The organism is Candidatus Neptunochlamydia vexilliferae (genome assembly GCF_015356785.1).
Lineage (GTDB): Bacteria > Chlamydiota > Chlamydiia > Chlamydiales > Simkaniaceae > Neptunichlamydia > Neptunichlamydia vexilliferae.
Genome location: NZ_JAAEJV010000003.1, coordinates 55,018 through 77,875, shown reverse-complemented (window position 1 = coordinate 77,875; position 22,858 = coordinate 55,018). Strand labels below are relative to the sequence as shown.

General features: G+C 48.4%; 19 protein-coding genes. 8 read left to right on the top strand and 11 right to left on the bottom strand.

Annotation, left to right across the window (positions count from 1 at the left end; genetic code table 11):
- Positions 1-92 precede the first annotated feature (92 nt).
- From nth to ruvC, 5 genes are all read right to left on the bottom strand, one after another.
- Positions 93-701: an endonuclease III gene (gene nth / locus NEPTK9_RS01390; RefSeq protein WP_194847037.1), complete on the bottom strand. Its 609-nt coding sequence runs from the start codon at positions 699-701 to the stop codon at positions 93-95.
- On the bottom strand, positions 698-2,059 hold the full coding sequence (mnmE, locus tag NEPTK9_RS01385) for a tRNA uridine-5-carboxymethylaminomethyl(34) synthesis GTPase MnmE (protein WP_194847036.1): 1,362 nt from the start codon (positions 2,057-2,059) through the stop codon (positions 698-700). The genes nth and mnmE overlap by 4 nt, the downstream gene beginning before the upstream one ends.
- A gap of 20 nt (positions 2,060-2,079) precedes the next feature.
- Entirely contained in the window at positions 2,080-3,234 is a 1,155-nt protein-coding gene (locus NEPTK9_RS01380) for an ATP-binding protein (protein WP_194847035.1), read from the bottom strand.
- A gap of 178 nt (positions 3,235-3,412) precedes the next feature.
- On the bottom strand, positions 3,413-4,018 hold the full coding sequence (gene ruvA, locus NEPTK9_RS01375; RefSeq protein WP_194847034.1) for a Holliday junction branch migration protein RuvA: 606 nt from the start codon (positions 4,016-4,018) through the stop codon (positions 3,413-3,415).
- A gap of 144 nt (positions 4,019-4,162) precedes the next feature.
- Positions 4,163-4,678, bottom strand: a complete 516-nt coding sequence (gene ruvC, locus NEPTK9_RS01370) for a crossover junction endodeoxyribonuclease RuvC (RefSeq protein ID WP_228546956.1) — start codon at positions 4,676-4,678, stop codon at positions 4,163-4,165.
- A gap of 45 nt (positions 4,679-4,723) precedes the next feature.
- Between ruvC and waaF the strand changes: the two genes are divergently transcribed.
- The 5 genes from waaF to NEPTK9_RS01345 all read left to right on the top strand — a co-directional run bounded on the left by waaF (position 4,724) and on the right by NEPTK9_RS01345 (position 10,043).
- Positions 4,724-5,758 (top strand): lipopolysaccharide heptosyltransferase II, encoded by a 1,035-nt coding sequence (waaF, locus tag NEPTK9_RS01365; RefSeq protein WP_228546955.1) that lies wholly within the window; start codon positions 4,724-4,726, stop codon positions 5,756-5,758.
- Positions 5,755-6,666, top strand: coding sequence for a glycosyltransferase family 9 protein (locus NEPTK9_RS01360; RefSeq protein ID WP_194847032.1), 912 nt, complete (start codon positions 5,755-5,757; stop codon positions 6,664-6,666). Before waaF ends, NEPTK9_RS01360 begins: the two co-directional genes overlap by 4 nt.
- Entirely contained in the window at positions 6,659-7,408 is a 750-nt protein-coding gene (locus tag NEPTK9_RS01355) for a UTP--glucose-1-phosphate uridylyltransferase (RefSeq protein WP_194847031.1), read from the top strand. Before NEPTK9_RS01360 ends, NEPTK9_RS01355 begins: the two co-directional genes overlap by 8 nt.
- A gap of 28 nt (positions 7,409-7,436) precedes the next feature.
- On the top strand, positions 7,437-8,435 hold the full coding sequence (locus NEPTK9_RS01350) for an NAD(P)H-dependent glycerol-3-phosphate dehydrogenase (RefSeq protein ID WP_194847030.1): 999 nt from the start codon (positions 7,437-7,439) through the stop codon (positions 8,433-8,435).
- Positions 8,436-8,549: 114 nt separating this feature from the next.
- On the top strand, positions 8,550-10,043 hold the full coding sequence (locus NEPTK9_RS01345; RefSeq protein ID WP_194847029.1) for an NAD(P)H-hydrate dehydratase: 1,494 nt from the start codon (positions 8,550-8,552) through the stop codon (positions 10,041-10,043).
- Here the strand turns inward: NEPTK9_RS01345 and NEPTK9_RS01340 are convergent.
- Entirely contained in the window at positions 9,978-10,943 is a 966-nt protein-coding gene (locus tag NEPTK9_RS01340) for an NAD-dependent epimerase/dehydratase family protein (protein WP_194847028.1), read from the bottom strand. The genes NEPTK9_RS01345 and NEPTK9_RS01340 overlap by 66 nt on opposite strands.
- 6 nt (positions 10,944-10,949) lie before the next feature.
- Here NEPTK9_RS01340 and NEPTK9_RS01335 point away from each other — a divergent pair, with 6 nt between their 5' ends.
- Complete coding sequence (locus NEPTK9_RS01335) at positions 10,950-11,987, top strand: polysaccharide biosynthesis/export family protein (RefSeq protein ID WP_194847027.1); 1,038 nt, start codon at positions 10,950-10,952, stop codon at positions 11,985-11,987.
- Positions 11,984-14,491: a hypothetical protein gene (locus NEPTK9_RS01330; RefSeq protein ID WP_194847026.1), complete on the top strand. Its 2,508-nt coding sequence runs from the start codon at positions 11,984-11,986 to the stop codon at positions 14,489-14,491. Before NEPTK9_RS01335 ends, NEPTK9_RS01330 begins: the two co-directional genes overlap by 4 nt.
- Here NEPTK9_RS01330 and NEPTK9_RS01325 read toward each other — a convergent pair.
- Together NEPTK9_RS01325 and NEPTK9_RS01320 are read right to left on the bottom strand one after the other, a co-directional pair.
- Positions 14,488-15,423 (bottom strand): hypothetical protein, encoded by a 936-nt coding sequence (locus NEPTK9_RS01325; protein ID WP_194847025.1) that lies wholly within the window; start codon positions 15,421-15,423, stop codon positions 14,488-14,490. The genes NEPTK9_RS01330 and NEPTK9_RS01325 overlap by 4 nt on opposite strands.
- 28 nt (positions 15,424-15,451) lie before the next feature.
- Positions 15,452-16,882, bottom strand: a complete 1,431-nt coding sequence (locus tag NEPTK9_RS01320; protein ID WP_194847024.1) for an O-antigen ligase family protein — start codon at positions 16,880-16,882, stop codon at positions 15,452-15,454.
- A 257-nt stretch (positions 16,883-17,139) separates the two neighbouring features.
- Between NEPTK9_RS01320 and NEPTK9_RS01315 the strand changes: the two genes are divergently transcribed.
- Positions 17,140-18,261 (top strand): RNA-guided endonuclease InsQ/TnpB family protein, encoded by a 1,122-nt coding sequence (locus tag NEPTK9_RS01315; protein WP_228546953.1) that lies wholly within the window; start codon positions 17,140-17,142, stop codon positions 18,259-18,261.
- A 12-nt stretch (positions 18,262-18,273) separates the two neighbouring features.
- Here NEPTK9_RS01315 and rho read toward each other — a convergent pair whose 3' ends face one another.
- The 3 genes from rho to polA all read right to left on the bottom strand — a co-directional run bounded on the left by rho (position 18,274) and on the right by polA (position 22,837).
- A complete protein-coding gene (gene rho / locus NEPTK9_RS01310) occupies positions 18,274-19,500 on the bottom strand; it encodes a transcription termination factor Rho (RefSeq protein WP_420887660.1) in 1,227 nt (408 codons plus the stop codon).
- A gap of 113 nt (positions 19,501-19,613) precedes the next feature.
- Positions 19,614-20,198 carry a dephospho-CoA kinase gene (gene coaE, locus NEPTK9_RS01305; protein WP_194847022.1) on the bottom strand — a complete coding sequence of 195 codons (585 nt, stop codon included), beginning with the start codon at positions 20,196-20,198 and terminating at the stop codon, positions 19,614-19,616.
- A gap of 2 nt (positions 20,199-20,200) precedes the next feature.
- Complete coding sequence (polA, locus tag NEPTK9_RS01300; protein ID WP_194847021.1) at positions 20,201-22,837, bottom strand: DNA polymerase I; 2,637 nt, start codon at positions 22,835-22,837, stop codon at positions 20,201-20,203.
- Between the last annotated feature and the right edge of the window lie 21 nt (positions 22,838-22,858).

Sequence of the window (22,858 nt, the reverse complement as noted above, 5' to 3'; positions counted from 1 at the left end):
TTAGTTTTTAGCCAGATTTTTAGTTATTAGATTTTAGAAACTTAGAAAAAAACTTGCCGCCGAAGGCGGCCGAATTTGGATGTGGCGATCGATTACTTGAGGGCTGTGCAGATCGGGCAGGTATCGACTTGGTGCTTTTTAGCGGGACAGTATTCGCGGGCGTAGTAGATGATTTGGAGATGGAGCTTTTTCCAGGAAGACTCGGGGAAAAGCGCTTTCAGGTCCTTTTCGGTTTGCTCGACGTTTTTACCGGAGCTAAGGCCCCATCTATGAGCGCAGCGGTGGATGTGGGTGTCGACGGGGAAAGCGGGGGTGTCAAAGGCTTGGATCAGGACGACCGAGGCGGTTTTGTGGCCGACGCCGGGAAGTTTTTCAAGCTCTTCGAGAGTAGAGGGGACTTTTCCCTGGTGGGTATCGACCAAGATTTGGGAGAGTTTTTGGATGTTGCGGGCTTTGGTGGGGGCGAGGCCACAGGGGCGGATGATGGTTTCGATTTCTGAGACGGGGAGTTGGGCCATGGCTGCGGGGGTGGAGGCTTTTGAAAAGAGTGTGGGAGTGATCTCATTCACCTTTTTGTCTGTGCACTGGGCTGATAGGAGGACAGCGATTAGAAGGGTATAGTGGTCTTGGTGTTTCAGGGGAATCGGGGGATCGGGGAAGAGTTCGTCGAGGATTTTCTGGATCGTTTCGGCTTTACTCATTTTCCTACGCAAAATTTAGAGAAGATGGCGCTCAAGACCTCTTCTGTAATGTTCATCCCAATAATGGTTCCCAGCTCTTTTAATGCCAACCGAATATCAGAAACCAAAAACTCTGGAGAGATCTCGGTTTGTAAACCCGACAGAACTTTTTCAAGAGCTTCGATCGCGTTCCCAAGGGCTTGATGGTGCCGCTCACTCGTTAAGATCACCTCTTCTTTGGAAGGAGGTCCCTCCTGCCAAATCACCCGATGGATCTCACTTTTTAACGTTTCGATTCCCTCCCCCTCTTTAGCCGAAATCTTGACCTGATGGGAATAGGGGAGCTGTGGAAGCGCGCCATGCTCTAAATCAACCTTATTCCAAATCGCAATCGTCTTCTTTTCAGGTAAAGCCAGCGCAGGTGGCTCCGGATCGGTCACATCACACACGACCAAGATCAGATCAGCCCCTTTCGCCGCCTTCTCAGAGCGGCGGACCCCCTCTTTTTCAACGACCTCTTCGGTTTCCCGGATCCCTGCCGTGTCGATCAGCCGGAAATTCATTCCCGCTATCTCCACATCCTCTTCTAAAACATCGCGCGTCGTTCCCGGAATGTTTGTGACGATCGATCGCTCTTTTCCGCTCAGAGCATTCATCAGGGACGATTTTCCCACATTAGGAGCCCCAATCAAGCAGAGAGAAAACCCAGTCCGGACCATCTTTCCATCATAAAATGTTTGATGTAAAGTCGCTTTACATCTGATCAGCTCTTGTAAATCTCCGCAAAGCTCTTCTTTCGAGGCAAACTCGAGTCCCTCCTCCGGAAAGTCAACCCAGGCCTCTAAAATTGCAGCGATCGAGGTGAGTCTTGTCTGGAACTCACTAATCTTCTTGTAAAGCTTCCCTTCGAGGTGACTTTCAGCCGCCTGCCAAGCCAGCTCACTTTTTGAAGCGATCACCTGTTGGACCGCCTCGGCCCGCGTCAGATCGATCTTTCTATTTTGGAATGCTTTGAAGGTGAATTCTCCGGGAAGAGCTGCGCGCGCGCCCGCCTTAAGAGCGGCATCCAAAACTTTTCGGGTAATGATGACCCCACCGTGGCAGTGGATCTCGACCGTATCTTCTCCCGTATAGGAGCAGGGATTTTTCATGACGACGGCAAGTCCCTCGTCGATCACTTCTCCATCTGCCCCCAAAATTTTTCCGAAGTGGACGGTGTGGCTCTTATACTTCTTGATCGGTCCCGAAAAAATCTGATCGGCAACGTCTAGGGCTTCGTCCCCTGCAATCCGGACAACAGCGATCCCTCCCTCGCCAGGAGGGGTGGCAACAGCGGCAATGGTCTGCCCAGGTTCATAAGTGCGGTGATTAAACTCCATAGTGGGGACAATTTTACCCTTTACGGAGGACTTACGTCAAGCAATTTGGGGAGGCGCTTTAAGGCCTCTTCAAAGGGGAGGAGGAGGATGTTTCCTTCCTTGCGCACCCACTTTCCCCCATAGATGAGATAAAGCTCCGCTTCGGGATAATCCTTTTGAAACGCACGTAATCCTTTGAGATCTTTAGGAGAAATATTATCAGATCTTTTAATTTCAAAGGCATGGAACCCTTTTTCTCCATACAGAATGAAGTCAACCTCTTGACCGCCATATGTGCGCCAGAAATGGATTGAGTAACCGAGTTCCTCATAGTCATTCAGGAGGCGAAGCTCATGAAGAAATAATGTTTCTAAAGCAATTCCTTCAATCTCAATGGAAGAATCGAGGGTGCCACGAGGGCGAAGGGTTCGGAAAATCCCCACATCTGTGAAGTAAAATTTTGGATGGGCGATCAAGCGCCTTTTTGCCCTTTTTGCAAAGACGGTAAGGCGCATCCCAATAAGTAGATCGTCGATAATTTGAAAGTAGCTTTCGACAAGCTTGTGGTTTGCCTTGATTTCCCGTCCAATTTCGGAATAGTTTAGAACCGATCCTTGAGAGAAGCTCGCGATTTCAAGCATGTGGGAAAAGGTTCCTAGGTTTCGGGTGAGTCCTTCTTGGAGGACTTCTTGGCGGAGGTGGGTATTGATATATGTTTCAAGATAAAGCCCCGGTTTAGCACCTGTATAAACAAAAGGAAGCTGGCCATATTTTAGAGAATGATCGAGGTTAAACTCCGCCCCAAGTTCTCGGTAAGAAAGGGGGTGCATGTGGAACATCAATGCGCGGCCAGCTAGGAGATTCACCCCTTTTTTATGGGGGCTTCGAACGCTTGACCCTGTTAAGATAAACTTATATCCTTTCGACTCGATCAGACGATGGACTTCGCCGAGCAGCTGTGGAACTTTCTGAATCTCGTCGATGATCGTCCATTCACTAGGATTTCCTTTGATCAATGTTTCCAAAAGGTAGGGCTGCGCAAGAAGCTCAGAATACTGCCTTGTGTCTAAAAGGTCGATATAAAGGGCTTCAGGAAAGGTTTCCTTTACCCACCAGGTTTTGCCTGTTCCCCGAGGCCCAAACAGGAAGAAGCTCTGGTTTAGAGATTTTGGAAGTTTTAAGAGTCGCTCAAGCATGTCGTTTTGGAGTTTTAATCTCCATTATACAGCTCTTTTTGGATTTTACAAGTCCTTTTTGAAAAAGTTGCATTTCATTGAAATAAAGGTGTTTAGGTTTTAAACCCTTTTGGAAACGTTTAAAAATGGAGGTGGAATCTCCAAATTTCGTGACTTTTTGGAGATTCCGTCTCCATTTTTACATTCCTGAGAGGGAAGTTTTGATCAAAAGGCTCAGATCGGGTGGTCCATCGAAGTGAGTTAAGGCTTTTTTGACAGCTTGCTGGGCATGGAGAGAGCTGTAGCCAAGATTCATCAAAGCGGAAAGGGCGTCGTTGACCGTTTGATCTTCATCGGAAATTCCTTTTTGGGGGGTAGCGGGTAGAGGAGATTTTTTGAGCCCTTTGAGGACTTTATCGCGGAGTTCGATGATGAGACGCTCGGCAGTTTTCTTCCCGATGCCGGGGATTTTGGCAAGGAGGGAGGCGTTGGCGGTGGTGATGGCCGATTCGAGGGCTGAGTAGTCGAGGTGGCCGATGAGGGCAAGGGCGGTTTTGGGGCCGATCCCTGAGATGGCACTTATTTTTTCAAAAAGATCCCGCTCTTCTTGGCTAAGGAAAGCAAAGTTGCGGTGGGAATCTTCCCGGATTACCGAAGAGATATAGAAAAGGACCTCTTCTCCAACGGGGGGCATCGCTGAAAAGACGCTAAGAGGAGTGTGGAGAAGGTAACCCACCCCGCCCACATCGACAACGGCTTTATTGGGGGTGAGTGAGGCAAGAGTTCCTTTTAAATATTCAAACATTGAACCTATCCGTAAATTATAATATTCTTGATTTTCAATTGATTTCTAGCAAATTTTTGGAAGCTGATTTGAGCACATTGTCCAAGAGACAAGGGCGAAGAATCAGCTTCCAAAAAGATGCAGAAAGCATGGAAAGAAAGGATGTTAGAGTTTGCGGATGGGTTCATAGGGTACCTGTTTTATAGAGTTTGCATGGCAGATTGCGAGGGCTAGTGCATCGGCGGCATCCTCGGGTTTGGGAGGCTCAGCCAAGTTGAGGAGGGTTTGGGTCATCCTTTGGACCTGCTCTTTCGAGGCGGTTCCCGTTCCTGTAACAGCGAGCTTTGCCTTTTTGGGGGCATATTCGAAGATGGGAATTTTCCGTTTGGTCGCGGCAACGATCGCAACCCCTTTGGCCATTCCGAGCTTGAGGGCACTTTGGACATTCCGCCCCACAAATTGGGTTTCAAGGGAGACCGCCTCGATCGGGTAGGTCTCAAGGAGATGCTCGATCCCCTCATGGATCAGCCCATACCTTTCATGGAGAGAGAGGGTCGTTGGAGGGCGGATGCACCCATAGTCGAGAGGGGTGTAGGTGCGGAGGTCGGTTTCGATCACTCCATACCCAGTAATCCGGGTTCCAGGATCGATCCCTAAAATAATCACTTTTTTTTGGCTCATATTTTCATTATGACGTCAAAAGACATTTCTGTTAAGATTGAATGTATGAAAATTATTGTACGGATGCCAAACTGGATTGGAGATCTGGTGATGGCGACACCCATTTTAATCGATTTGCGCAAGGCCTATCCCGATGCAGAAATCACTGCAATGTGTCAGGAAAACGTTGCCCCGTTACTTGAAAAAGAGCTGGCGATCGATGAGCTTTTTCGGTTCAGCCGCGCAAAAGGTTTTTTCCGCCGGATCACAGAAAGAAATATTGCGGGCAAATTAAAACGGGGAAACTATGACATCGGAATTTTGCTCACAAACTCTTTTTCTTCGGCATGGCGTTTCCGGCAAGGAGGGGTGAAACAGATCATTGGCTATCGGGCTGATGGGCGGAGCTTTTTACTGACAACACCGGTTGCATTTTCAGAAAAGCGGAAAGAAAAGCACCTCGTCGAAACCTATAAAGAGATCTTGGCTCCTTTGGGAATTCCTGTTTCTGATACACCCTCACGCCTCATTGTCAGCGATGAAGAAGTGGAGGAGGCATGGGACATTGTAAAGCGGCTTTACATCTCCCCTGATGCAAAGATTATTGGGATCAATCCGGGTGCAGCCTACGGCACGGCTAAGTGTTGGCTTCCCGATCGGTTTGCTGAGGTGGCAAAAAATCTTGTCCGCGCGGATACGAAAAATGTGGTGATCTTTTTTGGAGATCGCTCCCACAAAGAACTGATTGGAAATATCTGCACCGATCTTGGGAGTCGGGTGATTAACTTGGCAGGACAAACAGATTTGCGGCAACTCCTTGCTCTCATTAAGATTTGTTCGGTTTTTTTAACCAACGACAGTGGTCCGATGCACATTGCCGATAGTTTAGATGTTCCCCTCATTGCCCTATTCGGTTCGACAAGCCCTGCTATTACGGGACCGTACAAACAGCGGCACAACATCATCCAAAAAAAGGTTCCTTGCGCCCCTTGCTTTAAGCGGGTCTGCCCCATCGACTTCCCTTGCATGAAAAAAATTGGAGCGGACGAGGTGACCGAAATGGTTTTGGCAAAGCTTTCCAATGTCGTGGAGGCAAAATGATTAAAAAACTACTCGCCCCTTTTCGCCCCAACCCTTTTGATAAGCTTTTGAAGAAGATGGCCCATGAAAATAAGAGTCGGTTTCTTGTTATTTGGAATCGGGGACTGGGCGATATTCCTCTAGGACTTTACGCTCTTGTCTATCGGATCCGGAGCTACATCCCCCATGCATCGGTCACCTTTATGACCCGGAAAGATCTCGCCGACACCTTTACAATGCTCGACAATGTTCAAGTGATCGTGGGGGAGAGTTGGGAGCGGGGAAAACCGTTTGATATTGAGGCAACGCTGAAGGAGCACCAACTGAGCTCTAACCTATTCGATGTGGTTTTGGAAAAACCCGAACCCACTCGGTGGTTGAAGTGGCAGCTCGGAAACCTCATTCCAAAGCTGAGTTGGAACGACAAGTGGGACAGCCTTGCCGACCAATATGATCTAGATCCCAATGAAACTTATATCGGGTGCCACGTCCAAACAGAAACAGGGGGCTACTATGGCTATGAAAAAAATTGGCCCGTTGCCTCTTGGCGTGACCTCTTTAAGAAAATCGGTGAGGAAAAAAAAGGGAAGGTTCTCCTTTTTGGAATGGAGCAAGACCCCGCTTTTCTCATGGACCATGTCATTGACCTTCGAGGAAAGACAAACCTTTTTGAGATGCTTTCGGTGATTAAAAACCGGTGTCGCTACCTCGTTGTTCCCGACTCAGGGGTTCTCTCGATCGCCTACTATGTCAATGTGAACTACCCGATTCGAGTTGTCTCTCTTTGGGCCGATCCGAGGCAAGGGGTTTTGAGGCAAAAAGTAGACTCTCCCAACGAGGAGTTTGAGCACATTCCCCTTCATGGAAAGAATAACAATGTCGCAAATATCTCCGTTGATACCGTTTTTAACGCATTGGCTTATGAGTAAGGTAGGAATACTCATTTTAGCAGGGGGAAAAGGGACCCGTCTCGGTTGCGAGGGGCCCAAGGGATGCGTGAGACTCCCAAGCTATGGCAACCAAACCCTTTTCGAAATTCTCCTGAAGAAGGTTGAGGCACTCAACCTTCCGGTTGCGATCATGACCTCTTCATTTACCCACGAGGCCACCCTTACCTACCTAGAAAAAGAAAACTACTTTGGTTTGACAAACGTCAAACTCTTTTCCCAAGGAGTCTCTGATGGAAATGGGCGGGCACTTAGCCTCCTTTATGCTTCGGGGATTCTGGAAGAAGTCTCCTTTATTCAGGTTCTTCCGATCGATAATCCTTTAGCCAAACCTTTTGACCCGGAGCTTCTTGCCACTCATGAAAAGGAGGGGGTGGAGCTCGTCCTCCGTGCTGTAAAGCGAACAAGTTATGAAGAGAAACTAGGGGTGATTGGAGAAAAAGAGGGGAGATTGACAATCTTAGAGTATACCGAGAAGCCTCCAGGTATTCTCAAAAACCCCCTTGGCAATACGGGGCTATTTTCTTGCACCATGGACTTTGTAAAGCGGACCGCAAACATCCCTTTGCCAGAGCATCCCGTTCAAAAACAAGAAGGGGGAAGGTGGATTTTTAAAAAAGAAACTTTTATTTTTGATCTTTTTCCCCACGCCAACTCCTTTAAGCTCATCACCTCCGATCGAAAAAAATGTTTTGCCCCCATAAAAACCCCAGATGCGTTATAATAAGCCTAAAAATTATAGGTGACAATCAATGAGAATCGGATATTTAGGGGCAGGTGCCTGGGGCTTCTGTCTTGCAAACCTCTTGGCAGAAAAGGGGTATGAAGTCAAGCTCTGGACGGGGAATATGACCCTTGCCGAAGCGCTTAAGCGGGGAGAATCCCATCCCAAGCTTCAAGACCACCAAGCTGAAGAGAACCTCGTCCTCACCACCGACATCAAAGAGGCGGTCACCGATGTGGACCTCATCGTTGAGTCAGTGACCTCTAAAGGGCTCCGTCCCGTCCTAGAGCAACTTAAATCCCAAGATCTTTTAGGTCCCCCGATTGTCCTCACTTCCAAGGGGATCGAGCAGGGAACCGGTCTTCTCATGTCGGAAGTTGCCCTCGATGTTTTAGGGGCAGACTATAAAGAGCGCATTGGGTGCCTCAGTGGCCCTAGCCTTGCCGCAGAGGTGATGCGTAAACTTCCCACCTCTGTGGTTGCCTCCGCCTACAACCCCTCACTGATGATGACCATCTGCGAAACCTTTACCACCTCCTGCTTCCGCGTCTATCCCAACGAAGATATGCGTGGAGTGTCCTTTGGGGGTGCGATGAAGAACATCATCGCCATTGCCTGCGCGATTTCCGACGGTTTAGGCTACGGCGAAAACACCAAAGCCGCCCTCATGACCCGCGGTCTCCATGAAATCCGAAAGCTAGGGGATGCGATCGGCTGCTCTGCCGATGCTCTCAATGGTCTTTCGGGGATGGGCGATCTCTGTGCGACGTGCCTCTCCACGCTGAGCCGGAACTACATCTTCGGAAAACTCCTTGCTGAAGGGCATACCCCTGATGAAGCGCGAGAGAAAATCGGGATGGTTGTTGAAGGGGCCTATACCTGCGCCTCAGCTTTAGAGCTTAGCGCCAAAACCGGTGTTGACATGCCCATTACCGAAGCGATTCATGCGATCATCTACGAAGGAGTCAAGCCTCAAGAGGCTGTTGATGCCCTCCTTGGCCGCGCCGTCAAGCAAGAGCATCTTTAGGGCAATTTTTCTTCTGTTTTTTTACCTATTAGGGCAATTTTCCGTCGATTTTTTGCCATAACGGGGTAATTTTCAGGGATTGAAAAAAACTTTTAGTCGTCCGATACTGATGGAATGACACAGTTAGAAGGATACAAGGTGGTGCGCGCCGAGGAAATGGCGCGGGTCGAACGGGCGAGCATCGAGGCGGGAGCCTCCGGTGAGGCCTATATGCTCAAGGCAGGCGAGGGAATCGCGTCGCGAGTCGAGCAATTTATCAAGCAAAAAGATTTGGAAAGGCGGGTCACCCTACTCGTTGGCAAGGGAAACAATGGGGGAGACGCTTTTGTTGCGGGAACCCTGTTACTTGGGAAGGGGTTTGTGGTCGAGGCTTACCAGGGTGTTTCACTAGAGGAAGCAAGTCCGCTCTGTCAAAAGCAGGGAAAACTTTTTGCTGAGGCAGGGGGAGTGATCTCCTCGGAGCTTGAGCTTAAGGGGGTGATTCTCGATGGTCTTTTGGGGACCGGCTTTTGGGGCAAGGTCGAGGGAAAACTTGCTGAAGTCATTGAAAAGGTGAATGGGGCGGAGCTTCCTGTTTTAGCAATCGACATCCCATCGGGTGTAGATGGAAACACAGGGGCAGTTGAGTCGGTGGCGATTCAAGCAAAGGAAACCTTTTTCCTCGGGATGCCGAAGCTCGGGTTTTTCATGGGGGAAGGGTACAACTATGTGGGGAGGTTGAGGGGAATCGACTTTGGGCTGGAGGCGGAGTACTTGCATGAGGCGCGGGCCGCCGCGCATCTTGTCAATGAGTCCGCTTTACATGAGCTTTTGCCTCCGCTTAAGCGGACGCGGCATAAGTATGAGGCGGGTTATGTGATTGCGATTGCGGGTTCGCCGGGCATGCCGGGAGCGGCGATGCTGGCATCGCTCGCGGCGCTTAAGGGGGGAGCGGGGATCGTTCGTCTCTTTCATCCCGAAGGGATGGAAGAGGAGTTGGCGCCAGCGGCTTATGAGCTGATTCGGGCACCTTATCGGTGGGACGATCCTTCGGAAATTTTGGAAGAAGCGAAGCGGGCAAAGGCGTGTTTGGTGGGACCAGGCGTGGGAAGAAGTGAGGAGATGGGAACCTTTTTACGAGAGAATGTAAAGCGGCTTTACATCCCAATAGTGATCGATGCAGACGCCCTGTACCATTTGAAAGAGTTTCCGAAGGGGGCAATTTTGACTCCTCATAAGAAGGAGATGGCCCACCTTTTGGGAGGGGAAGAGGTGAACCGGGAGAGTTGTCAGGCTTTTGCCGAGAGGGAGGGAGTCACGGTTGTGTTAAAGGGGGCGCCGACATGGATTTTCCATCCGGGAACGTTGCCGTTGATTATTCCGCGGGGCGATCCAGGAATGGCGACGGCGGGAACGGGCGATGTCTTGACTGGGATGATTGCAGCCTTTTTGGCGCAAGGGGTTTTAGGAAGAGAGGGGGCGGCTCTTGGGGTTTACTTGCACGCTCTTTGTGGCGAGGAGGCGGCAAAAAAACTCACCTCTTATTGCGTTGTTGCAAGTGACTTAATGGATACACTGCCTGAAATTCTTCAGAAACCATTCGGTGAAGTGGAGGATGCCGACTGCTAGAGGCGTTTGAGGTGTAAAGCCAAGCCCTTTTTGGGCTTTGGTAATGCCGGCGTAGGTGGTTGTGACATCGCCGGGTTGCATCGGTAGGTAATCGATCTTTGCTTTTTTTCCAAGGGATGTTTCAAGGAGCGCGATCAGGGTCATGAGCTTTTCTGGTTTGTTATTGCCGAGGTTGTAAATCTCAAAGTCATCGCAGTGGTCTAGGGCGGCAGCGGTTCCTTCGACAATGTCATCGATATAGGTAAAGTCCCGCTCCATCTTCCCATTGTTGAAGACGGGGATGGGGGTATCGTTTAAGATTTTTTCGGCAAAGGAGTAGTAGGCCATGTCGGGGCGTCCCCACGGGCCATAGACAGTGAAGAAGCGGAGGCCCACCATCGGAATGTGGTAGAGGTGGTGGTAACTTTTGGCGAGGAGTTCGCCCGATTTTTTGGTGGCAGCGTAGAGGCTGATGGGAGTGTCGGTGGGGTCGGTTTCCGCAAAGGGCACTTTGGTATTGCCCCCATAAACCGAGGAAGAGGAGGCAAAGACGAGTCTGACACCATCGAGTGTGCGACACAGCTCAAGCACTTGCAAAAAACCGTCGAGGTTGGTATCTGCGTAGGGCTGCGGATGATCGATTGAATAACGGACACCGGCTTGTGCGGCTAGGTGAACGATGTGGGTGATCCCTTTTTCTTTGCACAGGGTTTCAAGGTTTTTAATGTTTTGGATGTCATGGTTAATGACTTCTATTTCAAGTGCTTTTAGTTTGTTTGCCCGTGCAAGTTTCAAATCAGGACTATAATAATCATTGAAATTATCACATCCAATGACATAATCTCCTTTTTTATTGAGGAGTGTTGCTAGATGAAACCCAATAAAGCCCGCAATTCCGGTAATAAAAATCTTTTTTTGCATGTCCTAATGATAGCACAACTGATGATTTTCTTAGGAGGATGTTCGAATACGCCCTATAAGGGAAGTGATGTGGTGGGGGCGGATGAGTTTGTCATCGACTCCTATAAGATCAGCGCAGGAAAGTTTTCGATTTTGGAGATGGAGGGAAAGCCGCTAGTGACCCTCGATCCAGACCTTCTTGAGGAATATACAAACACGATCGATAATGGGGATACCTTAAAAGTTTCTCTTTTTCAGCCGGAAGGTGGAGAGCTTGCTGGAGCAGTCCGCACCATTGGTGATACGGTTGGCTATACGGTTTCAGATGGGAGGATCACCCTTCCTGACTTAGGATCCATTGAAGTCAAGGGACTCACTCTATCGGAAGCGAAGGAGCGGATCCAAGAGGCCTATGATGATGAGGTCGATGGGATCGAGGTTTTCCTTGCCTTTTCGAAGCGGAAAGTTAAGAAGGTAGAGCTAGCAGGGATGGTGAGTCAGTCGACGATCTCGGTCAATGGCAAACTCCGTCTCTTTGAGGTCCTGGCAAAAGCGAAAGTTCCCCCCAATGCGAACCTCTTTAAAAGCTACCTTGTCCGTGAGGGAAAGCCCATTCCTGTCGACATGAACAAGCTTGTTAAGGGAGGGGACATGAGCCAAAATGTGGTGATGCGCGGGGGTGATAAGCTTTACATCGCGGAAAGCTCGGCTTCGACCCTGATGGTAATGGGGGAAGTGCGGAAAGAACTTGTCATTGATGTCCCTTCGGGGTCGCTCCCCTTGCGGACCGCTTTGGCAATGGCTGGGGGCATTCCCTACACCGGCGACAAGGGGGTGATCCAAGTGATCCGGGGCAATATTTTACGTCCCAAGATTTACACCCTCAACTGGAAACATGTGATCCGTCTTCCCACCTCAAGTATGCTTCTCATGCCGGGCGATATTGTCTATGTGGCGGCAACGCCGATCACCGAGTGGAACCGGTTTGTCACTCAAATCTTCCCCACTCTGACTGGAATCGAACTCTTTAAAAAAGGGGTGGCAGCAGTGGTGGCGATCCAATGAACGGTTTGATTACCTTTACCGATATAAAAGCCCTTTTCTTTCGGAAGAAATGGCTTGTCTTGGGAGGAGCACTCCTCCTGACCACCATTGGCGTTTGGAAACGGGGACAGCTCCCCCTCGAGTATGAAATCGCCGCAACCTTTAAAGATTCTAGATCAAATCAAGCGGCTGGGGCAAAATTTGATACTTTTTTAAAAACTCTAGGCGCTTACCAAGAAAAAAGTAGGGGGCAAGCCTTCTTTATATCGTCCCTTATCTTGGAGCCGACTGTTGTCAAGCTGGGTTTACAAGCTAAAGTTTCTCAAACGAGCGTTTGGGATCAATTTTGTGATGCTTGGAGGGTGGAGCTTGGCAAAAGGGTCAAAAAAAGGGAGCCCCTTCGGTTTGAAAATGTCCATTACACGCGCGATAAAACAAAGCGGTATGAGATTTTTTTTACCTCTAGGGAGTCGTTTGAGATCCGCGACACCAAGGATCATTTTATCTGCGCAGGAAGTGTGGGAGAAGAGATCTTTTTTGAAGGAACCTCTTTGACTTTAGTGCGGGTTCCAGGAGATCTTGCCCTGAGAACCCCCTATCCCCTCACTTTTTCTCCGCTGCTGCAAGTCATCGAAACCATCCGCTCTAACCTAGAAGTTGAGCCGGTGGGGCAAGATGATGCGATCTTGGGGCTAGAGCTGATCTATCCCGAATATGAGATGGGGAAAAAGATCGTTAACACGATGATGGCAACCTATGAAGCTTATCTAGCCACCGAAAATGAACGGATCAGTGACGCGCAGGTTGCCTATCTTGAGAAAAAACGGGACCGCTTTTGCGCGCAACGGGAAGAAGAACTTAAAAGGCATGCCACTTACCTCAAAGAAAAAGGGGGATTGGCTTTAAAAGCAGAGCTTCCTTTTCTTCAAAAGCAAAAAGAGGATTACTTAGGAAAACTGCGGGCCCTTGAGCTGGAGCGCCTCGGTACTGCATTTCAAAACCGGAAGGAGCTCCACCACCTCACCAAAGAAAGAGATGCCTTAACCCTCTCCCTTGCTGAGGTAGAGTCTTCCGCCCCCCTCCTTCCCATAAAGAAGAAGCCCTTTGAGGGGAACATCCGCCTGACCTCTCTTCAAGAGGAGATAGAAAAAAAGCGGCTCACCTATGGAGGGGTACGAGGAGAAGAGTACCGAGGGATCGATCTGCCAGGAGCGCGGAAACTCCTCCTCACCTACTTGGAAGAAAGAGATAGCCACCTCTCTAAGATCAAGCAGCTGACATTTGCAAAAAAGGAGCTCGAAGGGGAGGAGGCTGAGTACATTTCCCTTGCCGCAGCCTTCCCCGATCCCACCAGCCAGACATTAGTTAAAGAGATGGGAACGCTCACGCAGCAGCTCCGAAAAAAGAGGAGCCTTACCGAAAACGAGCGGAAAAGAATCGAAAAAAGGCTCGCCCTAAAAAAAGAAGACTTCCTCAAACATATCGACCAAACCCTGACACTTACTCGCCTTGAAAAAGAGCGGGCCGAGGAGCGGATCACCTCGGTTCAACGGGCCCTTCTCGACCTTTTGGGGCAAGAGATCTCCCTTATCGAGCAGCAAGTCGAAGATCAAACCGAGGAAAAACTCGCCCATCTCGAAGGAGAAAAAAAACTGATCGAAAAAGAGCTTGCCCAAGTAGACAAAAAGCTCCAAACAGTTCCTGATACCTGGGTCAAAGAGCAGCAGCTCGAGTTTAGCGCTGAGATGAACCGGGGCATGCTCGAAGCCCTGGTCCAACTTGCCCTTTCGAAGAGTATCGAAAACAACCTCAAAGTGGTCGAGTCGAAGCCCCTTGACTACGCCTATGCCTCCCCCCTTCCCAAGGCCCCCCTTTTAAAACTCTTTGGGGGGGTGGGCGCTTTGCTTGGAGCACTGATTACCTTTGCCCTCTGCATGCTCTACCACTTCCATAAAGGTTTTCCTCTGACCCTCCACAACCTAGCCCTTAGAGGAAAAAAAGTCCTTGGATCGCTCGATAAACAAGAGCTCGAGACCCTGCGTCATCTCTCTCTTCTCATTGAAAAAAAACTTCCCGCCGCTGTCGCCCTCATCTTAGGCAAAGAGGAGGATTATGCCCCCTCCCTCGCCAAACTCCTCACCAAAGAGGGAAAAAAAGTCCTTGTGATCGGTCTCCATGCCTCCCAAAAAAATGTTCCCGGCCTCATCCACTTCTTGGAAGGGGAGGCAAAAGCTCCGACGATTGAGAAAAAACCGTTTGGGGATCTGATAGTATTGGGGGGAAATACGTCCTATATTAACGAGGCGCTAAAGGGAGAAAAGTTTGCGACATTCCTTAAAGAGCTTAAAGAAACCTACGACGTGATTCTTCTTCCTCTGCAAGCCGACTTAACAAGTGCCCTACCGCAGACCTTCTTTGCCCACGCTGACCTGATGGTCCTCAACCTAGAAGGGGCCTCCGAGAGAGAGCTCGCCCCCTACTTCACCTGGGAAAAAGAGGGGCATAGCCTTGCCTTTTTGGGTTAATCGCTGTCTGAGTCTGAGCTTGACCACCCTGAATTTTCATCGTCACTACTGGATTGATCTAGAGAAACTGACTGGTTTATGTTTTTGAGCGCTTCTACAAGGAAGGCATTTCCCCTTCTTTGAAGCTCAGTCCCTATGGCATCCAGATGGTGCTTTAGCCGGTCGTGTTTTTCCTTTAGAATCGCTTGCCACTCGCTATTTTTAGAAGAGCTAACATTTTGAGCTGTAGACTGAAGAAGGCTGTTATCAAGATTACTAACAGTAAACTGGATTTGTTGCCAATTTTGAGTGTTTTGTTTAAGCTGTTGTTCAACAAGCCCCAGAACGCTGTTTAAACTTTTTAATCCAGATTTTATTTGGTTTTTAAGTTTAATTAGGTCATCTATTGAAGCATTTTTAATCTCTTTACCATTAATTAGTTTTTCAAGATCTTTTTTAAAGTTGTTAACAGATCTTAGTTGTCGAGAGTTTTGTAAGAGTTGGCTTAGCACTGAAGTTTTTATCTGTTGAGATGCTTTAGTTACCCTAGCGCCCAATTTAGCTCCACGAATAAGGTTTTCAAGGTCCTTTTTTTCAAGGACAATGCTTTGTTTGCTTGAGGAGCTAGAAGAGCTACTTGAAGGAGTTTGCTGGTTGTTGAGTTGTTTTTCTCTCAAGCTCTTGATTTTGCTTTTTGCATCGTCAGTTGTGGTTATATTTTCGTTTGGGAGAAGCCTTTTTAGCTCTTCAAGGGAAATCGATGCTTCTTTGGGTGAGTTCTCAAGTTCAGGGCGCGTTCGGTCCTGGGGTTTTCTGCAAGCAAAATAGACCGCTAAAGCAGTAAAAAAAGCGCTGGCTACAGCTGTTACAGCATGGGTTACAAATGTTTTTGTGGTTACGAAATCTTTTGCTTTGAAAAATGTTTGTGTAGAAAAAATGCCTTTAATGTTCATCAATAAACTCCTATAATTTTTACAAAAATTATAGAGGATTAACTGATTTAGAGCAAAATAATTCTTTTTTTTGTGTAACTCCTAGAAAACCACAGAAAATAAAGAAGAGGGTTCTTCCTGAGGGGTAGGTCCAGAGAAAGTGGTCGACAAGGCCCGTGAGGAGGAGGGCTAGGAGGGTCACACCCAAGAGGAGCGTTAAAGGGGTCAGCCTTTCTTTTAAGAAAGGCTTATAGAGGGAGCCGATGAAAAGGAGGATCATTATGAGTCCCAAAAGGCCGGTTTCGGAGGCGATTTGGAGGAAGAAGTTGTGGGCAAGGGCGCCGGTGGGATTCGCTCCAAGGAGCTCGGATTGGATCGTTTCGTAGGGAAAAATGGCGAAGCCATTATACCCGATGCCGAGGAGGGGGTAGGCAAGGAAAAGGGTGAGGGCGATTTTGTAGAAGAGGAGGCGACCGCCGTCCGAAGCGGCAGAAAGGGCGTTCGTATTGACAAAACCTCCGCGGGTCGCAAGTTCTTTGAAGAGTATGGCGAGTATGGCGAGAAACATGACTCCGATCCATCCTCCAAGCTGAAGGAAGTATTTTCTCTCTTCGACTGAAAAGAGGCTTTTCTTAAAAAAGCCGATTCCAAAGAAAAGGCACGTGCCGAGCCCCCACGCAAAGATGGGTCCCCGTGAAAAGGTGAGGGCAAGGGTGAGGATTTGCAAGGGGAGGAGGGCAAGGAGGAGTTTCCGTTTCTTGCTCGTGATAAAAAGTAAGTAGGTGATGAAGAGAGACACGGCAAGATAGGCCCCAAGCATATTGGGGTGGTCAAAGGTGCCGTAGGCACGGAGCATCGCGGTATGCCCTTCTGGGATCCAGGGAAGCTTGGCAAAAAAGCTTCCGGGACTTACGGGATAGACGGCGATGTTTTCCATATAAGGGGTAATTTGCGGTTCGGAAAGGAAGGAAAGTCCAAGGCTGTGCTGCATCACAAACTGTCCCGTCCCAATGAGACACTCAAGCGTGGCAACGGCAAGAAAGGCCCATAAAAGAGAGGGGAGCCACTCTTTTTGGACCAGGGTATAAACAAGATGGAAAACAAGGAACCCCAGGGTAAGGTTGATCAAGGTCGTGTATTGAAAGAAGTAGCTCGAAAAAAGGGAAAAAATAATGGAAAGAAGGGCAACTCCGGTATAGAGGGTGAGGTAGCGGGAGTGGCGGTTTAAAAAGAGCTCTTTGAGGCGGACCTCTTTAAAAGAGAGGGCGCCGACCATGAGCCCCAACGCCCAAAAGTCGGTGAGGTAAAAGTGGATATATTTGTGGAAGAGGGGAGGGATCTGAAAGGAGAAGGGGGCAACCCGTTCAAAGGAGTGGATAAAGGAGACCGAAATCCCCCGGAACACTTGGTAAAAGGTGTTCATCAAGGGGAAGGCAGCGACAAGAAGGAGGGTAAAAAGGTAGAGAATTTTTCGTTTCATTTCTTTTAATTATGATGCTTCACGGTGATTTCTCTCTACTTCTTTCTTGGGTTTTCTTGAGTATTTCACTCAAAGAGAGTAGTCTATGGAGAAACTACTAGGTATTATATGCTTGCTCGACAACATATTGGGACAGTTTATCACCAGGACACAAGAATACTCGGTCTTTTAGGGCCGAGGTGAACTGTGCCAGTAAAAATAACCCTTTTAGAAATTAACATTTGACACCCTCTTAAGACGAATGGTAGAATGCTCGTATGTTAATCCGCAAGTCCTTTCAATTCAGACTGTATCCGACTAAGAAACAAAAGAGGTTGCTGCAGGAGTGTCTAAACGAGTGCAGATGGCTCTATAATGAACTTCTTAGTGAGAGAATCGTTGCCTATGACGAGCTGGAAATGCACCTCTCAAAATATGACCAGATGATGTTTTTGCCTTTGCTAAAAGGGGAAAAACCCTCTCTTGAAGGAGTTCACTCACAGGTATTGCAAAACGTTGTCGATCGACTAGACAAAGCCTTTAAAGCCTTTTTTCGAAGATGCAAAAAGGGGGAAAAGCCCGGCTTTCCCCGTTTTCGAGGCATGCACCGTTATAGTAGCTTTTGCTACCCCCAAAGTGGCTTTTCCGTTGTAGAAAATGAGCTAAAGCTCTCCAAGATCGGAAAAATCCGTATCAAGCTCCACCGCCCCATCCAAGGGACTATTAAAACATGTACCCTTCGCAAAAATGCCTCAGGAGAATGGGAAGTCTCATTTTCCTGCGAAGTCCCCGCAAAGCCCCTTCCCCAAAAAGAGAGCAAAGTAGGAATCGATGTGGGGCTAGAGCAGTTTGCAGTCCTATCCGATGGAGATACAGTTGCCAACCCAAGATTTTTCAAGAAGGGAGAAAAACAGCTAGCAAAAGCCCAAAAAAAACTTTCCAAGCTAGAAAAAGGGACAAAACAAAGAAGAAAAACAGGGAAAGCAGTTGCAAAGATCCACGATAAGATCCGCAACCAGAGAAAAAACTTTTGCCACAAAGAAGCAAAAAAGATCGTAGAAAACTATCAATATATTTACCTAGAAGACCTAGAAGTCAAGAAAATGATGGAAGGGTCCTACTTTGCAAAAAATATTGCAGATGCAAGTTGGAGTCAGTTTTGCCAAATTTTAACCTACAAAGCGGAAGAGGCTGGTAGACAGTTAAAATTGGTAAACCCCGCCTATACAACCCAGATGTGCAGCCAGTGTGGACACATAGAAGCCAAAGAGCTCAAAGAAAGAAAACACAACTGCCGAAAATGTGGATACAAAGCCTCGCGGGACCTCAACGCAGCACAAAATATTTTGGCCCTCGGACTAGATGGCCTGGGAACAATCCCTAGAAGCCCTCGCCTTTAGGCGAGGGAGTAGTCACTCTTTCATCGAGAGCAAAAATTCGGCGTTGGAACCTGTTTTCCTGAGGCGATTCCTTAGAAGGTTGATCGCATCAAGGGGAGTCAGGTCTGCGATTCCCTGTCTTAAGAGATAGATCTTATCAAGCTCTTCGGGATGGAAGAGAAGGTCTTCTTTTCGGGTTCCACTTCGAACAATGTCGATAGCAGGCCAGACTCTTCGATCGGCAAGACGGCGATCGAGAACCAGCTCCATGTTCCCTGTTCCTTTGAATTCTTCAAAGATCACCTCGTCCATCCGTGAACCGGTTTCAACAAGTGCGGTTGCGATAATGGTCAGGGATCCCCCCTGCTCTACGTTTCGGGCTGCTCCGAAAAAGCGTTTTGGCTTATGAAGGGCTTGGGCATCGACACCTCCGGTGAGGATCTTCCCTGAGTGAGGCTGAACGGTGTTATAGGCGCGGGCTAGGCGGGTGATCGAGTCAAGAAGGATGACAACGTCTTGGCCATTCTCAACAAGAGAACGGGCCTTTTCGATGACCATCTCGGCGACTTGGGTGTGCCTTTCAGGAGGTTCATCAAAGGTGGAAGAGACGACCTCTCCTTTGACGAGCCGTTGCATGTCGGTCACCTCTTCGGGACGCTCGTCGATGAGAAGGACGATGAGGGTCACTTCGGGGTGGTTTTCAGCGATCGAGTGGGCAATGTTTTGCATGAGGATCGTTTTTCCCGACTTGGGAGGGGCGACAATCAGTCCCCGCTGCCCTTTTCCAATGGGGGCGCTGAGGTCGAGGATCCGCATGTCGAGCTTATCTTTGGTCGTTTCCATCACAAGGCGCTCTTTGGGAAAGAGGGGTGTGAGGTTGTTAAAGAGGATCCGCTCTTTGGATTTTTCGGGGGTTTTCCCGTTGATCCTATCCACTTTTTGAAGGGCAAAATACTTCTCTTTGTCCTTTGGTGAGCGGATGGTTCCGTAGATGGTGTCTCCTTTCTTGAGATCAAAACGGCGGATTTGGGCGGGAGAAACATAGATATCTTCGGCAGAGGAGAGGTAGTTATAGTTGGGAGAGCGTAAGAATCCAAACCCATCGGGAAGAACTTCAAGAACTCCTTCTCCAACGAGAACCTCGTCAGGCATTGCTGACTTGAGCTTGACCACTTCGAAAACCATCTGCGATCGGGTGAGTCCCCCAATGTTTTCGAGACCAATGTTTTTGGCATAGACAGCGAGCTGGTCGATATTCATCTGCTGAAGGTCAGCAATCTTGGTAATATTGGGGTTTTTAGAGGGTTTTTTGTGGGGATGGGGGTTACGGGGCTTTTCTTTTTTTGTAGCGGCGTTTTGCTGTTTTTCTTCGTTCATCGAGAACTTATCTCCTTTATGAGTTCGAGGACTTTTATTCCTAATTCTTCGATTGTGCCATCGTTATGAATGACATAATCAGCCTTGTTTGCTTTTTCTGAAATCTTCCATTGCCGTGCCATCCGCTTTTTGTAGGACTCTTCGGTGAATCCTTCCTTGACAAAGCGCTTCATCGCTTCTGCTTCATCGAAAACCACTGCAATGGTGAGATCAAAATCTTTTTCCTTGCCAATCTCTTGCACTAAGGGGAGCTCGACAATAAAGAGCTCACATTCCCCTGCTTGCTGATAAGCTTCTTTGATCTTTGCAAGCAGTTTGGGATGCAAGATTTTTTCTAAGGCTTCTAACTTTTTTGGATCGTTAAAGACGATCTCTGCAACCTCTTTGCGATCGATTTTTCCATCTTTCAGAGCGTCGGGGCCTAAGAGGGTGGTGACTGCTTGAATGGTTGGGGGATCCTCTCTTAGGAGGCGATGGATAATTTCATCGGAACTGAGGTAGTAAGCTCCATGCTTTTTAAGAATGTGGCAAACGGTGGTTTTTCCCGAGGCAATGCCACCCGTTATTACGATTTTCTTCAATTTTAACACTCCCCCCAATTTTTTCCAACATCAATGTTCACGGTAAGGGGGATAGAGAGGGTGGTGATCTTTTCCATGATGGTTTGGACCTTCTCGCGGACAAGGGGGATATTCTCGTCGGGAAGCTCAAAAATAAGCTCATCATGAATCTGGAGGAACATATGGGCAAGCTTCTCATCCTTAAGGGTTTGATCGACCTCGATCATCGCCTTTTTGATGATGTCTGCCTGGCTTCCTTGAAGGGGAGTATTGACCGCTAGCCGCTCAGCAGCGGCTCGGATCATCCCATTGCTACTTTCGATTTCTGGGATGGGCCGTTTCCGTCCAAACATGGTGGTGGCGACCCCCGTTTCTCGAACTTTTTCTTTACACCCTTCGATAAAGGCATAGACGCCGGGGTATTGTTCAAAATATTTCTTAATAAACTCAGCGGCCTCTTTGACATCGATGCCGAGCTCTTGGGAAAGGCCGTAGGCTTGCTGGCCATAGATGATCCCAAAGTTGACCGCTTTTGCGCCAGAGCGCATCTCTTTGGTAACGGCATCGAGGGGAACATCAAAGACGGCTGCTGCTGTTGAGGCATGGATATCTTCTTGGTTGTTAAAAGCGGCAACGAGCCTTGGGTCTTGACTGAGGTGGGCGAGGAGGCGGAGCTCGATTTGAGAGTAGTCGGCAGAGAGGTAACTCCATCCTTCCCTTTCAGGGAGGAAAGCTTCTCGGATTTTCCGCCCCTCTTCGGAGCGGATCGGGATATTTTGGAGGTTGGGATCTTGGCAGGAGAGACGTCCTGTTGCGGTCACCGTCTGCATAAAGGTGCAATGAATCCGCCCCGTATCTTCATGGACTTGAAGAGGGAGCGCTTCGGTATAGGTCGAACGGAGTTTTTCAAGGGCGCGGAACTCTAACACTTTCCCCGCAATAGGGTAGTCTTTTTTCAAACTTTCTAAAATATCGGCGCGGGTACTTTTTTTCTTTCCCCCCATCGGGATCTGCAGTTTGTCAAAGAGGATTTCACCAAGTTGTTTGGGCGACTTAATATTAAAAGGTTCTCCGGCAAGTTGGTGGATTTCCTCTTCGAGGAAGGAGAGTTCTTCGCGGAGAAGGTCGGACATGGAATAGAGCTTCTCTTTATCGAGATACATCCCATACCGCTCCATCCTCACAAGGACGGGGATGAGGGGGAGCTCGATCTGATAGAGAACGTCTGATAATCCCTCCCGTTCAACCTCTTTTTCAAAAAGCTCTTTAAGGCGGCAGGTGTAATCGACATCTTCGCAGCAGTAAGGGCCCACCTCTTCAATGGGAACCTCCCGCATCGATTTTTCATTTTTTCCCGAGCCGATCAGCTCTTTGATGGGGGTTTTGACCTTTCCAAATTTTTCAAGGGCGAGGGTATCTAGGTTGTGGCGGTTATTTTGGGGAGCAAGCAAGTAGGAGGCGATCATCGTATCGAAGGCGATATTTTTAAGCTCGATTCCATGGTTTTTAAAGATGTGGATGTCATACTTGATATTATGACCATAAAATCCAATAGCGGGATTTTCCAAAAGGGGTTTGACTTTTTCGATTACCTTTTGAAGTCCTAAGTTTCCATTGGTGGGAACATACCATCCTTCCTGTGGTCGGACGGCAAAGCCGACTCCCACCATCTCCGCTTCCATCGGAGCAAGGGTACTTGTTTCGGTATCGACACAGATGGCGGTTTCTTTTTCAAGCTGCGCTATGAGGGTATCTAACGCCTCTTCGGTATCAACAATCGTATAAGAAACGGTCTCTTTAACAGGCACTTCGCCGAGTTCCTTTAAAAGGGTATTGAAGTTTTTCTCTTGGTAGAAGGCTCTTAAGTCATCAATATCGGGATTCTTGATATGGTAAAATTTTTCCTCCATTGGATAAGGGACATCGACGATGAGCTCTGCGAGCTTTTGGCTCATGCGGGCATCCTCTTTGTGGGCACGGATCTTTTCTGCCCGTTTTTGGTTTTGCATCGTATCGAGGTTGCTGAGCATATTTTCTAGGGTCCCGTACTCTTGCAGTAAAGATGCAGCTGTTTTGGGCCCAAACCCTGGGATGCCCGGAATGTTATCGGACTTATCCCCCATAATGGCGAGATAATCGACGATCTGTTCTGGCTTTACACCGTGGAGCTCTTCCACTTTTTTCCGGTCGACAAGGAGGTTGTCCTTGTGGGTGTTGAGCATAAAAACCCGATCGGAAACGAGTTGACAGAGGTCTTTGTCGCTCGAGCAAATAAAGACCTCGATCCCTTTTTTCTCGGCCCATTTTGCAATGGCGCCGATGAGATCATCTGCCTCGACCCCTTCTTCAGAAAGGTAGGGGATCCCTTCCATCTCACAAAATTTATGGGCCCAACCGAGCTGATAAACGAGATCTTCGGGCATTCCTTCCCGATTACTCTTATACTCTTTGTAAATTTCTAAGCGGGAGGCTTTATTATTGGGGCCATCGAAGACAGCGACGATACTTTCGGGAGAAAAGTCTTTAATGATTTTCTGAACGGAGCGGATGAAACCGTAGAGGGCACCTGTCGATTGCCCCTCCTGGTTGGTCATTCCACGGATGGCATAGTAGGAGCGGAAAAGAAAGGAGACCGCATCGAGAATATATAGATTTTTCATGGCATAGCATTATTGATGATA

Bases quoted from the DNA above. Each gene is read 5' to 3' on its own strand.
- nth (WP_194847037.1), bottom strand. From the start codon at position 701: ATGAGTAAAGCCGAAACGATCCAGAAAATCCTCGACGAACTCTTCCCC.
- mnmE (WP_194847036.1), bottom strand. From the start codon at position 2,059: ATGGAGTTTAATCACCGCACTTATGAACCTGGGCAGACCATTGCCGCT.
- NEPTK9_RS01380 (WP_194847035.1), bottom strand. From the start codon at position 3,234: ATGCTTGAGCGACTCTTAAAACTTCCAAAATCTCTAAACCAGAGCTTC.
- ruvA (WP_194847034.1), bottom strand. From the start codon at position 4,018: ATGTTTGAATATTTAAAAGGAACTCTTGCCTCACTCACCCCCAATAAA.
- ruvC (WP_228546956.1), bottom strand. From the start codon at position 4,678: ATGAGCCAAAAAAAAGTGATTATTTTAGGGATCGATCCTGGAACCCGG.
- waaF (WP_228546955.1), top strand. From the start codon at position 4,724: ATGAAAATTATTGTACGGATGCCAAACTGGATTGGAGATCTGGTGATG.
- NEPTK9_RS01360 (WP_194847032.1), top strand. From the start codon at position 5,755: ATGATTAAAAAACTACTCGCCCCTTTTCGCCCCAACCCTTTTGATAAG.
- NEPTK9_RS01355 (WP_194847031.1), top strand. From the start codon at position 6,659: ATGAGTAAGGTAGGAATACTCATTTTAGCAGGGGGAAAAGGGACCCGT.
- NEPTK9_RS01350 (WP_194847030.1), top strand. From the start codon at position 7,437: ATGAGAATCGGATATTTAGGGGCAGGTGCCTGGGGCTTCTGTCTTGCA.
- NEPTK9_RS01345 (WP_194847029.1), top strand. From the start codon at position 8,550: ATGACACAGTTAGAAGGATACAAGGTGGTGCGCGCCGAGGAAATGGCG.
- NEPTK9_RS01340 (WP_194847028.1), bottom strand. From the start codon at position 10,943: ATGCAAAAAAAGATTTTTATTACCGGAATTGCGGGCTTTATTGGGTTT.
- NEPTK9_RS01335 (WP_194847027.1), top strand. From the start codon at position 10,950: ATGATAGCACAACTGATGATTTTCTTAGGAGGATGTTCGAATACGCCC.
- NEPTK9_RS01330 (WP_194847026.1), top strand. From the start codon at position 11,984: ATGAACGGTTTGATTACCTTTACCGATATAAAAGCCCTTTTCTTTCGG.
- NEPTK9_RS01325 (WP_194847025.1), bottom strand. From the start codon at position 15,423: ATGAACATTAAAGGCATTTTTTCTACACAAACATTTTTCAAAGCAAAA.
- NEPTK9_RS01320 (WP_194847024.1), bottom strand. From the start codon at position 16,882: ATGAAACGAAAAATTCTCTACCTTTTTACCCTCCTTCTTGTCGCTGCC.
- NEPTK9_RS01315 (WP_228546953.1), top strand. From the start codon at position 17,140: ATGTTAATCCGCAAGTCCTTTCAATTCAGACTGTATCCGACTAAGAAA.
- rho (WP_420887660.1), bottom strand. From the start codon at position 19,500: ATGAATATCGACCAGCTCGCTGTCTATGCCAAAAACATTGGTCTCGAA.
- polA (WP_194847021.1), bottom strand. From the start codon at position 22,837: ATGAAAAATCTATATATTCTCGATGCGGTCTCCTTTCTTTTCCGCTCC.